This window comes from Marinobacter sp. JSM 1782161 (genome assembly GCF_011421605.1).
GTDB classification, from domain to species: Bacteria; Pseudomonadota; Gammaproteobacteria; order Pseudomonadales; family Oleiphilaceae; genus Marinobacter_A; species Marinobacter_A bohaiensis.
Window position 1 is genome coordinate 1,850,388 of the sequence record NZ_WSSA01000002.1, and the last position, 13,158, is coordinate 1,863,545.

General features: G+C 63.4%; 11 protein-coding genes and 2 pseudogenes. 9 read left to right on the forward strand and 4 right to left on the reverse strand.

The features are described 5' to 3' along the window. From GQB00_RS22130 to GQB00_RS08245, 3 genes and pseudogenes are all read right to left on the reverse strand, one after another. Positions 1-240 (reverse strand): annotated as a pseudogene (locus GQB00_RS22130) (thrombospondin type 3 repeat-containing protein); the annotation flags it as partial. Continuing rightward, a pseudogene (locus tag GQB00_RS22135) lies at positions 217-1,797 on the reverse strand (thrombospondin type 3 repeat-containing protein); the annotation flags it as partial. The pseudogenes GQB00_RS22135 and GQB00_RS22130, both read right to left, overlap by 24 nt. 49 nt (positions 1,798-1,846) lie before the next feature. Continuing rightward, the gene (locus GQB00_RS08245) at positions 1,847-2,440 is read right to left on the reverse strand and encodes a hypothetical protein (protein ID WP_165855877.1); all 594 of its coding nucleotides are present in this window, start codon (positions 2,438-2,440) and stop codon (positions 1,847-1,849) included. A gap of 267 nt (positions 2,441-2,707) precedes the next feature. On the opposite strand from GQB00_RS08245, the gene GQB00_RS08250 reads away from it, so the two are divergent. The 7 genes from GQB00_RS08250 (at position 2,708) to GQB00_RS08280 (ending at position 9,986) form a co-directional block, all read left to right on the forward strand. Then, on the forward strand, positions 2,708-3,706 hold the full coding sequence (locus GQB00_RS08250; protein WP_165855878.1) for a metalloregulator ArsR/SmtB family transcription factor: 999 nt from the start codon (positions 2,708-2,710) through the stop codon (positions 3,704-3,706). A gap of 97 nt (positions 3,707-3,803) precedes the next feature. Further along, positions 3,804-4,994 carry a methionine adenosyltransferase gene (metK, locus tag GQB00_RS08255; protein ID WP_111494738.1) on the forward strand — a complete coding sequence of 397 codons (1,191 nt, stop codon included), beginning with the start codon at positions 3,804-3,806 and terminating at the stop codon, positions 4,992-4,994. Positions 4,995-5,118: 124 nt separating this feature from the next. Next, positions 5,119-6,513, forward strand: a complete 1,395-nt coding sequence (gene ahcY / locus GQB00_RS08260; RefSeq protein ID WP_111494736.1) for an adenosylhomocysteinase — start codon at positions 5,119-5,121, stop codon at positions 6,511-6,513. Between the two features lie 98 nt (positions 6,514-6,611). After that, positions 6,612-7,481, forward strand: a complete 870-nt coding sequence (gene metF / locus GQB00_RS08265; RefSeq protein WP_111494734.1) for a methylenetetrahydrofolate reductase [NAD(P)H] — start codon at positions 6,612-6,614, stop codon at positions 7,479-7,481. A 244-nt stretch (positions 7,482-7,725) separates the two neighbouring features. Further along, positions 7,726-8,484 carry a transporter substrate-binding domain-containing protein gene (locus GQB00_RS08270; RefSeq protein WP_111494732.1) on the forward strand — a complete coding sequence of 253 codons (759 nt, stop codon included), beginning with the start codon at positions 7,726-7,728 and terminating at the stop codon, positions 8,482-8,484. A gap of 71 nt (positions 8,485-8,555) precedes the next feature. Then, positions 8,556-9,227 carry an amino acid ABC transporter permease gene (locus GQB00_RS08275; RefSeq protein ID WP_111494730.1) on the forward strand — a complete coding sequence of 224 codons (672 nt, stop codon included), beginning with the start codon at positions 8,556-8,558 and terminating at the stop codon, positions 9,225-9,227. Between the two features lie 12 nt (positions 9,228-9,239). Next, on the forward strand, positions 9,240-9,986 hold the full coding sequence (locus GQB00_RS08280; protein WP_111494728.1) for an amino acid ABC transporter ATP-binding protein: 747 nt from the start codon (positions 9,240-9,242) through the stop codon (positions 9,984-9,986). Positions 9,987-10,263: 277 nt separating this feature from the next. Here the strand turns inward: GQB00_RS08280 and GQB00_RS08285 are convergent, their stop codons facing one another. Continuing rightward, positions 10,264-10,755, reverse strand: coding sequence for a DUF2505 domain-containing protein (locus GQB00_RS08285; protein ID WP_165855879.1), 492 nt, complete (start codon positions 10,753-10,755; stop codon positions 10,264-10,266). Positions 10,756-10,979: 224 nt separating this feature from the next. On the opposite strand from GQB00_RS08285, the gene GQB00_RS08290 reads away from it, so the two are divergent. Next, positions 10,980-12,329 (forward strand): adenosylmethionine--8-amino-7-oxononanoate transaminase, encoded by a 1,350-nt coding sequence (locus tag GQB00_RS08290; RefSeq protein ID WP_111494724.1) that lies wholly within the window; start codon positions 10,980-10,982, stop codon positions 12,327-12,329. 16 nt (positions 12,330-12,345) lie between these two features. After that, positions 12,346-13,089, forward strand: coding sequence for a 16S rRNA (uracil(1498)-N(3))-methyltransferase (locus GQB00_RS08295; protein ID WP_165855880.1), 744 nt, complete (start codon positions 12,346-12,348; stop codon positions 13,087-13,089). Positions 13,090-13,158: the final 69 nt, after the last annotated feature.

Genomic DNA, 13,158 nt, shown 5'->3' on the forward strand with positions numbered 1-13,158 from the left:
GGCGACGGTCGGGCAGTTGTCGAGACCGTCGGCCACCGCGTCGCCGTCCCGGTCGGAGTCGCACGCGTCGCCGACGCCATCACCGTCGAGGTCCGCCTGATCGGGGTTGATCAACGACGGGCAGTTATCGGCGTCGTTCTGGACGCCATCGCCGTCGAGGTCCGAATCGCAGGCATCCCCGACACCGTCGCTATCCCAGTCGTGCTGATTGGCGTTGTCCACCGTCGGGCAATTGTCCACGCCGTCATCGACACCATCACCATCCTGGTCCGATTCGGCATCGCAGACGTTGCCCAGACCATCGCCGTCACTGTCTTCCTGGGACGGATTACTGAGCGTCGGGCAGTTATCGCCCAGGTTGTCCACGCCATCGCCGTCGGCGTCGGTATCGCAGGCGTCACCGTCGCCGTCCAGGTCCAGGTCCCCCTGTTCCGGGTTGGCGATATACGGGCAGTTGTCCGCGCCGTTCAGCACGGCGTCGTTGTCGAGATCGCTGTCGCAGGCATTGCCCTGGCCGTCGCCGTCTGCATCGAGCTGATCCGCGTTGGCTATCGATGGGCAGTTATCCACCTCGTCGTCCAGGCCGTCGCCGTCGCTGTCCAGGCCCAGGTCGCAAGCATCGCCCTCGCCGTCGCCATCGGCATCGGCCTGCGAGGCATTGGCGACGTGGGGGCAGTTGTCGGCGACGTCCAGAACCCCATCGCCGTCGACATCGTCGTCGCAGGCGTCGCCGATATCGTCGCCATCGAAATCCGACTGGCCGGGGTTGGCGTGGGCCGGGCAGTTGTCGAGCGTATCCGGCACCGCGTCGCCGTCACTGTCCGCCGGCGTCGGCGGTTCGCAGACGTCGCCGATGCCGTTGGCGTCGCTATCGAGCTGGTCGTCGTTGGGATCGTGCGGGCAGTTGTCGACATCGTCGAAAACGCCGTCGTTATCCCTGTCCGGGTCGCAGGCGTCGCCAATGCCGTCGAGGTCCTCGTCCTCCTGAAAAGCATTGGCATCGAGCGGACAATTATCGACGCCGTTGGCGATGCCGTCTCCGTCGCTGTCCACGGACAGGTCGCACGCGTCTCCAACACCGTCCAGATCGTCGTCCCGCTGGTCGCCGTTCGCCAGGCGCGGGCAGTTGTCCACGTCGTTATCGACGGCGTCCCCATCCAGATCGTCGTCGCACACGTCGCCCAGACCGTCGCCGTCGTGGTCCACCTGATCCGAATTCGACATCAGCGGGCAATTGTCGACACCGTCGTCGATCCCGTCGTTGTCGTGATCGGCATCGCAGGCATCGCCCAGGGCGTCGCCGTCCCGGTCCGCCTGGTCCGGGTTGCTGACGGTCAGGCAATTGTCCACGCTGTCGTCGATGCCATCGGCGTCCAGGTCCCGCCCGGAATCGCAGGCATCGCCGGCACCGTCGCCATCGGAATCCTGTTGGTCGCTGTTAGCGGTGACCGGGCAATTGTCGGCGGCATCGGCCACGCCGTCGCCATCGGAGTCGATCAACGGATCGCAGGCGTCGCCGATGCGGTCGCCGTCGAGGTCGGTCTGTTGGGCGTTGGCCAGATCCGGGCAGTTGTCGACGCTGTCACGCACCTGGTCGCCGTCGCGGTCGGCATCGCAGGCATCGCCGATGCCGTCCCCATCCATATCCGCCTGATCCGGGTTGACCATCGCCGAACAGTTATCGTCGGGCCCGGGCACGCCGTCGGCATCCTGGTCCTCTCCTTCTGCCAGGCAGCCGGCCAGCAAGACCATCGCGCCCAGTACCCATGCGGCCTTCCATGACGTTCGGGTTCGCATCCGCGTCCTCCCTGCGCCTTGCCGTTGCTACTCCTTTCCCGAAAAACAGCTACCGTAGAGGCAGCATCACGCTTAAGCCGGCCTGCCAGTCCAACACGCCGCCCTGGTAGTGGTCGTAATTGGCGCGCAGACTGCCGCGCACCCGCAACCGGGTGCCCCCCAGCCAGGGCGAGGTGGCCTGTAGCCCCAGGGAGCCGAACCAGTCGTTGCTGTCGTCGGCGTCGGGCACTACGTCGTTATTCACCCAGCCCAGGCCGGCAAACACGCCACCGCGGACGTCGTGACCCAGCGCCCAGTCATGGCCCAGGTCGCCGCCGAGCCCCCGGCGATAGAAATCGGACACCACGCGATCGGTCGTCTCCAGCACCTCGTGAAAGGCCCGCACGCGCCAGTAGCCGCACCAACGGCTGCAATCCCGTTCGTAGAAAGCGTCGTAGCCCACGCTGACTTCATCAGTGCCGCGTTCGCTATCCGGCCAGTACATGTGGATCGACGCCCCGGCGCGGTCCGGCGATGGCGATGGCGATGGCGATGGCGAAGAGTCCGCCGCAGCGACCGGACAAACGACCAGCAGCGCAACGACCCCGCAGGCACTCGTGGCGATTCTCAGAGATGTCAGGGAACTGAGGATGGATGCAGGCACCAGACCTCCTGTCGGCAAACCCGCTGCATTCCGTGTAGCGGTGAATCATCGTAGGTATATCTGAGCGGCATGTACTCGAACACGCCCCGCACGCCCATTAATCTAGCAGCCGCACGACCTGTCGCTTAAACCGATGCGCGATAAAACCCGTCCGGTTATGCCTTTCAGGCGTATTGCCGGCGCCCGCCCCCGATCCAACCAACCTATATCAAAGTTTTTTGATATAGATATTGATTCCTCGCCGAAGCCTTCCTACACTTGCATCCCATGAACAGTATTGCCTCCATCGACTCCGAACTGTCGCCGTCACTGGATCAACTGGCGCCGGTCTTCAAGGCCAGCGGCGATCCGCTGCGCCTGGAAATTCTGCGCGTGCTGCAGCGGGACACCTTCGGCGTGATGGAGCTGAGCCAGATTTTCGGGGTTCGCCAGTCGGGCATGAGCCACCACCTGAAGGTGCTGGCCAAGGCTGGCCTGCTTGAGCCCCAGCGCGAAGGCAATGCCATTTTCTACCGTCGCCCGCTGCGCGCCCGCAGCCAGGAACTGACCGATCAGGCCGTGCGCCAGGTGTTTGCGCTGGTGGACCAGGTGGCCCTGCCGGATCACCTGAACGCGCGCATCCGCGAAGTGCGTGACCAGCGGGCCGACCAGTCCCAGGCGTTCTTCGCGCGCCATGCGGAGCAGTTCCGCGAACAACAGGAACTGATCGCCGCGTTCGAGCACTACGCCGAGCCGGTCGCGGAACTGGTGCGTCAGAAGGCGGCCCAACTGAGTGGGCGGGACAGCCTGGAAATCGGCCCCGGCGAAGGCGCCTTTCTGGCGGAACTGAGCCGCTCGAGCCGGCAGGTGGTGGCGGTGGACAACTCCCGCGACATGCTGTCCCGGGCAAAGGTCGCGTGCGGCGAGGCCGGCCTGGACAACGTCGAGTTGATCGAAGGCACCACCGACCTGATCCGGGGCAGCCACGCCGGGCGCTTCCAACTGGTGGTGGCCAATATGGTGCTGCACCACGTGCCCAACCCGGCGGATATTTTCGAGGATGCGGCGGCGCTGATGCGCGACGGCGGCTGCCTGATCATCAGCGACCTGTGCAGCCACGACCAGAACTGGGCGAAGGCCAACTGCGGCGACCTCTGGCTGGGCTTCGAGCCGGAAGAACTGACCGCCTGGGCGGAAGACGCCGGCCTGAGCACCGGTGAGACGCTTTTTATCGGTTTACGTAACGGTTTCCAGGTCCAGGTCCGTGAATTCTGGAAACACTCATGAGCGAAGCCCCGACGGGGATTCCGAACGATCATCAACACTGACCCATTAACCGGTTGCGGCGACTGAAACGCCGCCTGACAACAAGGAACCCGCAAGCATGTCTGACTACAGCATCTTCACGTCCGAGTCTGTATCCGAAGGTCATCCGGACAAACTGGCCGACCAGATTTCCGATGCCGTACTCGACACCATCCTGACCGAGGACCCCAATGCCCGCGTGGCGTGCGAAACCATGGTCAAGACCGGTGTGGCGATCGTCGGCGGCGAAATCACCACCTCCGCCTGGGTCGATCTGGAAGACCTGGTGCGCTCGGTGATCAAGGATATTGGTTACACCTCCTCCGACGTCGGCTTCGACGGCGACACCTGCGGTGTGATCAACATCATCGGCAAGCAGTCCGTCGACATCGCCCAGGGCGTGGACCGCCAGAAGCCGGAAGACCAGGGCGCCGGCGACCAGGGCCTGATGTTCGGCTACGCCAGCGACGAGACCGACGTACTGATGCCGGCGCCGATCTGCTACGCCCACCGCCTGGTGGAGCGCCAGGCGGAAGCGCGCAAGAACGGCCTGCTGCCGTGGCTGCGCCCGGACGCCAAGAGCCAGGTCACCTGCCGCTACGAGAACGGCCGTGTCACCGGCATCGACGCCATCGTCCTGTCCACCCAGCACGATCCCAACGTCAGCCAGGCGGACCTGAAAGAAGCCGTCATGGAGCTGATCGTCAAGAACGTCATTCCGGCCGAGCTGCTGGACGAGCACACCAAGTTCCACATCAACCCGACCGGCAAGTTCGTGATCGGCGGCCCGGTGGGTGACTGCGGCCTGACCGGCCGCAAGATCATCGTCGACACCTACGGCGGTATGGCCCGCCACGGCGGCGGTGCCTTCTCCGGCAAGGACCCTTCCAAGGTCGACCGCTCCGCCGCCTACGCCGGCCGCTACGTCGCCAAGAACATCGTCGCCGCCGGCCTGGCCCAGCGTTGCGAGGTTCAGGTGTCCTACGCCATCGGCGTGGCCGAGCCGACGTCCATCTCGGTGAACACGTTCGGCACCGGCAAGATCGCCGACGACAAGATCATCCAGCTGGTGCGCCAGCACTTCGACCTGCGCCCGTATGCCATCACGCGCATGCTCGACCTGCAGCATCCGATGTACCGCGCCACCGCGGCCTACGGCCACTTCGGCCGCGATCCGTTCGAGATGACCGTCGGCGGCAAGACCTTCACCGCCTTCCCGTGGGAGAAGACGGACAGGGCAGCGGCGCTGAAGGATGACGCGGGCATCTGATTCCCTGCGCTTTAGCCACACCCTGTTAAAGCCCCTCGCCCCTTGCGGGAGAGGGGAGCAAATACTGAATCCTCGCGTTGCGGCCAATGGCGCGGCAACGCAAACCGAACCAGGAGCACAGACAATGAGCACACCGGCCGAACAATTTAGCAGCGCAGCGGACTACAAGGTTCGCGACATTTCCCTGGCCGACTGGGGCCGCAAGGAAATCATGATCGCCGAGAGCGAAATGCCCGCGCTGATGGCCCTGCGCCACAAGTACAAGAGCGAACAGCCGCTCAAGGGCGCCAAAATCATGGGCTGTATCCACATGACCATCCAGACCGCCGTGCTGATCGAGACACTGGTGGAGCTGGGCGCCGAAGTCCGCTGGTCCTCGTGCAACATCTTCTCCACCCAGGATCACGCCGCCGCGGCCATCGCCGACCAGGGCGTGCCGGTCTTCGCCTGGAAGGGTGAGACCGACGAAGAGTACGACTGGTGCCTGGAGCGCACCGTCGGCGCCGACGTGGACGGCTGGGAGCCGAACATGGTGCTGGACGACGGCGGCGACCTGACCGCCCTGCTGCACGACAAGTTCCCGGAAATCCTGGCCAACTGCCACGGCGTCACCGAGGAAACCACCACCGGCGTGCACCGCCTGCAGGAAATGCTGCGCGAAGGCACCCTGAAAGTCCCGGCGATCAACGTCAACGACTCCATCACCAAATCCAAGAACGACAACAAGTACGGTTGTCGTCACAGCCTGAACGACGCCATCAAGCGCGCCACCGACCACCTGCTGTCCGGCAAGAAGGCGCTGGTTATCGGCTACGGTGATGTGGGCAAGGGGTCGGCGGCGTCCCTGCGTCAGGAAGGCATGATCGTGAAAGTCACCGAGGCGGATCCGATCTGCGCGATGCAGGCCTGCATGGATGGCTTCGAAGTGGTGTCCCCGTTCAACGGCGGCGTCAACACCGGCACTGAAGCCGGCGTCAACGCCGAGCTGCTGGGCAACACCGACCTGCTGGTGACCACCACCGGTAACGTCAACGTGTGCGACGCCAACATGCTCAAGGCCCTCAAGGCCGGCGCGGTGGTCTGCAATATCGGCCACTTCGACAACGAAATCGACACCGCCTTCATGCGCAAGCAGTGGGAATGGGAAGAGATCAAGCCGCAGGTGCACCTGATCCACCGCGACAAGGCCGCCGGCGACTACCTGATCCTGCTGTCCGAGGGCCGTCTGGTGAACCTGGGCAACGCCACTGGTCACCCGTCGCGCATCATGGACGGCTCTTTCGCCAACCAGGTGCTGGCGCAGATGTATCTGTTCGAGCGTCGCTTCGCCGACCTGCCGGAAGACGCCCGCGCCAAGGGCGTCTACGTCCAGGTCCTGCCCAAGCAGCTGGACGAGGAAGTGGCCCGCGCCATGGTGGAAGGCTTCGGCGGCACCATCACCAAGCTGACACCGGACCAGGCCAAGTACATCGGCGTCGATGTGGAAGGCCCGTTCAAGCCGGAAAGCTACAAGTACTGAGGCCCTGACGGGGGCGGCGTCCATACGGCGCCGCCTGACCCTGAAGTACGGCACCGCCTGTCTCGCAAGGGCGGTGTCGTCAGCAACAGAGCAGAACCATGGAATCCCAGAAACAATTCAAACGACGCTTCAGCTTCGAGTTTTTCCCACCCAAGACCGACCAGGGCAAGGAAAAGCTGCAGACGGTCCGCAACCAGCTGGCTGAAGTGAACCCGGACTTCTTCTCCGTGACCTTCGGTGCCGGCGGCTCCACCCGCGACCGCACCATCGACACCGTGCTGAGCCTGCACAAACAGGGCATCTCCACCGCGCCGCACCTGTCCTGCGTGGGCGGCACCCGGGAGAGCATTGCCGAGCTGCTGGACCTGTACAAGGAAAACGGCGTCAACCGCATCGTGGCCCTGCGCGGCGACCTGCCCTCAGGCATGGGCGCGGCTGGCGAACTGCGTTACGCCAACGAGCTGGTGAGTTTCATCCGCGAGCACACGGGCGACACCTTCAACATCGAAGTGGCGGCCTACCCGGAGTTCCATCCGCAAGCCCCCAGCGCCGAGGATGACCTGAAGAACTTCGCACGCAAGGTGGAGGCCGGTGCCAACAGCGCCATCACCCAGTACTTCTTCAACGCCGACAGCTATTTCTACTTCATCGACCGCCTGGAGAAGATGGGGATCACCATTCCGGTGGTGCCGGGCATCATGCCCATCGTCAACTTCTCCAACCTGGCGCGTTTCTCGGAGATGTGCGGCGCGGAAATCCCGCGCTGGATCCGCAAGCAGCTGGAAGCCTATGGCGACGACAGCGACAGCATCCGCCAGTTCGGCGAGGAAGTCGTTACCCGCATGTGCGAGAAGCTGCTCGACGCCGGCGCGCCTGGCCTGCACTTCTATACACTGAACCAGGCCACCGCCAGCGTGAACATCTGGAACAACCTGGGCCTGGCGGATCGCGACAAGATCGCGTTCTGAGTGACTGACCCGACCCAGCACCTTTCGCCCGGACGAATCCATTTCTCCGGGCAATTTCCTTGCCAGATTCCTTAGCCATTAGACCTTTGTCTAAAGCGTCAAAATTGACTTTTAATGCGACTTCCCCTCATGGTCTAAACTAGTTCGATCGGGAGAAATCCCCGTCCATCATGGGACTTGCGGTCTCGTGATGCCGTTGCCACAAGCAGGATCGGACATTCAAAAAAAGAAACCAGGAGGATCTATGAGCACCAAATGGCTGAAGACCGTGAGTGCAACCGTCGCCCTGACCCTGGGCTCAACAATGGTCAGCGCAGAGACCCTGCGGGCCGTCACCGACCCGAGCTTCGTACCCTTTGAGATGATGGACCAGGAATCCGGCGAGATGGTCGGTTTCGATATGGACATCCTCGCCGAAGTCGCCAAGCGCGCCGGCTTCGACTACGAGCTGAACACCATGGACTTCAACGGTATTATCCCGGCCCTGCAAACCGGTAACGTCGACATTGCCCTGGCCGGCATCACCATCACCGAAGAGCGTGAAAAGATCGTCGACTTCTCCGACCCGTACTACGACTCCGGCCTGCGTCTGCTGGTCAAGAGCAGCGACGACTCCATCAAGACCGTCGACGACCTGGAAGGCAAGAAGGTCGGCACCAAGATCGGCAGCACCAGCTACGACTACCTGACCAAGAACATCGAGGACGATGACGGCGTTACCCCGTATCCGGGCAGTGCCGACATGTACATGGCCCTGATGTCCGGCAGCGTGGACGCGGTCTTCTACGACGCGCCGAACGTCGGCTACTTCGCCCGCACCAAAGGCAAGAACCGCGTCACCACCGTCGGCCCACTGTACGAAGGCCAGCAGTACGGTATCGCCCTGAAGAGCGGCAGCGAGTGGCTCGACGAAGTCAATGACGCCCTGGCCGCCATGAAAGAGGACGGCACCTACAAAGAGATTTACGAGAAGTGGTTCGGCCCGATGCCGGAAGACATGTAAATCCCACGACCAGGCGCAGGGTATCGCGAGGTGCCCTGCGTTTTTTTGTTTAAGCACTGGAGAAAATCATCGTGGAATCCGGCTTTCAATTCGATTGGAGCGCCGCCATTGGCTCGGTGCCCTATCTGTTAAAAGGCATTCCCTACACCCTGCTCATTTCCTTTGGCGGCCTGCTGATCGGCTTCGCCATCGGGATTGTCATGGGTCTGGCCAGTATCAGCCGCAATCGCCTGCTACGCTGGCCCGCCACCGCCTACATCGAAATCTTCCGGGGCACGCCTATCCTGGTGCAGGTCCTGTTCATCTTCTACGGTCTGCCGGACATCGTCGGCGGCCCGATCAACGCGCTGACCGCAGGCATCGCCGCCATCGCGCTCAACTCCGGCGCCTACATTTCGGAAGTCGTGCGCGGCGGCGTCCAGTCCATCGACAAGGGCCAGAGCGAAGCCGGCCTGTCCCTGGGGCTGTCCCGCTCGCAGACCTTCTGGTCGGTCGTCTGGCCCCAGGCCCTGCGCCGGATGATTCCGCCGCTGGGTAACCAGGCCATCGTCAGCATCAAGGACACGTCCCTGTTCTCCGTCATCGGCGTGGGCGAGCTGGTCCGTCAGGGCCAGATCTACATCGCCACCACCTTCACCGCATTCGAGGTGTACTTCATGGTGGCCCTGCTCTATCTCGCCATCACCCTGACGCTCTCGTTCCTGCTTCGTCTTGCGGAGCGGCGCGGACTGGCATCGACCTGACGGAGGCTGACCATGGAAAAGATCGTGCGCATGCAGCGCCTGAACAAGTTCTTCGGCTCGCACCATGTCCTCAAGGACATTGATCTGGAGGTGCAACCGGGGGAAGTCGTGGTCGTTATCGGCGCCAGCGGCTCCGGCAAGTCCACCCTGATCCGTTGCGTCAACGGACTGGAGGAGTACGAATCCGGCGAGCTGGTGGTCGACCAGCAACCGCTGGCCCCGAAAGGCGGCAACCAGAAATCCCTGGCCGCGATCCGCAAGGAAGTGGGCATGGTGTTCCAGCAGTTCAATCTGTTCCCGCACCTGACGGTGAAACAGAACATCATGCTGGCACCGATGAAGGTCAAGGAGACCAACAAGCGCGCCGCCGAGGCCACCGCCATGAAGCTGCTGGACCGGGTGGGCATCGCCAACCAGGCGGAGAAATACCCAACCCAGCTGTCCGGCGGCCAGCAACAACGTGTGGCGATTGCCCGGGCGCTGGCCATGGAGCCGCGCCTGATGCTGTTCGACGAACCGACCTCGGCACTGGACCCGGAGATGATCGGCGAAGTGCTGGACGTCATGCGGGAACTGGCCAAGGAAGGGATGACCATGATGGTCGTGACCCATGAAATGGGCTTTGCCCGGGAAGTGGCGGACCGCGTCATCTACATCCACGGCGGCCAGATCGTCGAGGAAGGCAAGCCCCAGGACGTGTTCGACAACCCGCAGAACGAGCGGACCCAGTCGTTCCTGTCGCGGGTCCTCAAGCACTGATCCGTTGCTTCGAGCCGCATCAAAAAAGGGAGCCGTCGGGCTCCCTTTTTCGTCTGGCGGCCACCGTCACGTCGACGATGGTTCCCCCGACGATGCCCCCCACGTAGCCGAAGCCTCAGCTTCGGAGCAGGCCAAAGGCCTGCCGATACCTCCCCACGCTTCCGTCCAGCCGCCAGCCGCTTCCGGCAGGCGTTCAAAACTCATCAAAAAGACGGGCCCCCTGACGGCGCCTCCGAAGCTGAAGCTCCGGCTACATGGGACTCCCTCGCCTCAACGCTCAGCGCAATAAGCCGCGCGTAGCGTCGTATTCCTGCTCCAGCTTGTAGCGCATGTCGTCCACCAGGAACTGGGCGATTTTCTTGCCCAGGAACGGCACGTCGCAGTACACATCGAGAGACACGTGATTGGCGCTCACCCCGCCGTTGCCCTTGAGCTGCATGTTGCCGTGAATCTTCGCCGGCACCCCGTCGATGCGGACCCGGAACTCACAGTGCCACTCGGTCGCATCCTTGCGGAACCAGTGCTCTTCCTGGCGCACCGCATTCCATTCCCGATGAAACGCCGACAACGCCCCCGGCACCTTCACCGACGTGGTCATCTCCCGCTCCAACACCAGCTTGCCAGCGCTGTCGTCGCGTTGGTTCTCGCGCACCGCCACATTGCGATGGCCCAGACGTTCATTCTTGGCCCGAATGTGATTCTCGTCGAAAAATGCGTCCAATACCGTATCGAGACGAGCCTCGTACGGATGCACCACATCAAACTTCATGCTGTGCCTCCCTTGTTGTTGGTGTTTTTCGACATCATCGCCGCATCCAGAGCTTTCGGCATTGGCCGCCGTCGAGGCGCCCCTGGGCAACAGGGTCATGCTGTTAACCAACTCATCCTTTTTGGTTAACCTCTGGCGCGTACCCCATCCCGGCCAGTATGATGGCGCCCTGATATGGTTGATGGTCCGGGTGCTACGGAGCCCGGCTGACAGAGGAGAACACCATGCGCAACGCCGATCTCGTCAAGCGGGACCTGAAATCCGTCTGGCACCCCTGCACCCAGATGAAAGACCACGAAAGCCTGCCGCTGATCCCGATCAAGCGCGGCGAAGGGGTCTGGCTGGAGGACTTTGAAGAGAACCGCTACATCGACGCGGTCAGCTCCTGGTGGGTCAACCTGTTCGGCCACGCCAACCCGCGCATCAACGCCGCCATCCGCGAGCAGACCGAACAGCTCGAACACGTCATCCTGGCCGGGTTCAGCCACGAGCCGGTGGTTCGCCTGTCCGAGCGCCTGATCGAAGTCACCCCGGAAGGGCTGAACAAGTGCTTCTACGCCGACAATGGCTCCTCCGCCATCGAAGCGGCGCTGAAGATGAGCTATCACTACTGGCGCAACCACGGCAAACCGGGCAAGAAGAACTTCGTCAACCTGGGCAACAGCTACCACGGCGAAACCCTGGGCGCCCTGGCCCTCGGCGACGTGTCCCTGTACAAGGACACCTACGAGCCACTGCTGATGGAAGTGATCACCGCGCCCTCTCCGGACGCCTTCAACCGCGAGCCGGGCGAAAGCTGGGAAGATTACGCCCTGCGCCAGTTCGAGGCGATGGACCGGATCCTCGCCGAGCAGCACGAGGAAATCTGCGCAGTGGTGGTCGAGCCGCTGATCCAGTGCGCCGGCGGCATGCGCATGCACCACGCCATCTACCACAAGAAACTGCGCGAAGCCTGTGACAAGTACGGCGTGCACCTGATCGCCGACGAGATCGCCGTGGGCTTCGGCCGCACCGGAACGATGTTCGCCTGCGAGCAGTCCGGCATCACCCCGGACTTCATGTGCCTGTCCAAGGGCCTCACCGCCGGCTACCTGCCGCTGTCCGTCGTGCTCACCACCGACAACGTCTACGACGCCTTCTACGACGACTACGAGACCATGCGGGCCTTCCTGCACTCCCACAGCTACACCGGCAACCCCATCGGATGCGCGGTGGCCCTGGCCACACTGGACATCTTCCGCGACGACCACGTGATCGAGAACAACCAGCGCCTGGCCCGGTGCATGGGCGAGTCGGTGGCGCACCTGGCCGACCACCCCAACGTCGGCGATATCCGCCAGCACGGCATGACCCTGGGCATCGAGATGGTCAAGGACAAGGCCAGCAAGACGCCCTTCCCCTGGCAGGAACGACGCGGCATCCGGGTCTACCGCCACTCGCTCACCCGCCAGGCCCTGTTGCGGCCGCTGGGCAACGTGGTCTACTTTATGCCGCCATACATCATTACCGAGGAGCAGATCCGGCATCTGGCCCAGGTCGCCACCGAAGGCATCGAGATCGCGGTGCGCGACTGACCGACCGGACACCACCATGCGCATACCCAGGATCTACACCCCGGCGGCCCTGACCGCCGGCGCGGACATTGAGCTCGACGATCACGCCGCCAACCACGTGGGCCGGGTACTGCGCATGCAGCCGGAGCAGTCGATCGAACTGTTCAACGGCGACGGTCGGGACTATCCTGCAATCCTGACGGACGTGGGCAAAAAGCACGTCCGGGCGCGACTGGGCGAGCCGGTGACCAATGCCAGCGAGTCGCCGCTGCAGGTGCACCTGGGCCAGGTGTTGTCGCGGGGGGATCGCATGGACTTCGCTATCCAGAAAAGTGTGGAAATGGGCGTGGCCCGCATTACCCCGCTGGTCAGCGAACGCTGCGAGGTGAAACTCAAGGGCGACCGCGAGGACAAACGCCTGCGCCACTGGCAGCAGGTGGCGATCAGCGCCGCCGAGCAATGCGGCCGGGCACGGGTACCGACCATCGAGCCGGTGGCGAATCTCGACGACTGGTTCCGCCAGACCGTCGAGGACGACCTGCGCCTGGTGCTGCACCATCGTACCGAAAAGTCCCTGGACGGGCTCGATACGCCGCAGCGGATGGCCTTGCTGGTGGGTCCGGAAGGCGGCCTCAGCGCCGAGGAAATTGCCCGGGCCGAAGACGCCGGCTTCCTGCCCGCCGCGCTCGGCCCGAGGGTCCTGCGTACTGAAACCGCGCCGGTGGCGGCCCTCGCCATCTGTCACTGGCTCTGGGGAGATGGCCAGTCCCCGGGTGCCTGACCGGGCACGCCAAAACAGGCCACAATAACGCACCAGAACCACCATAACGAACAAGAAAAGGCGGGCCTC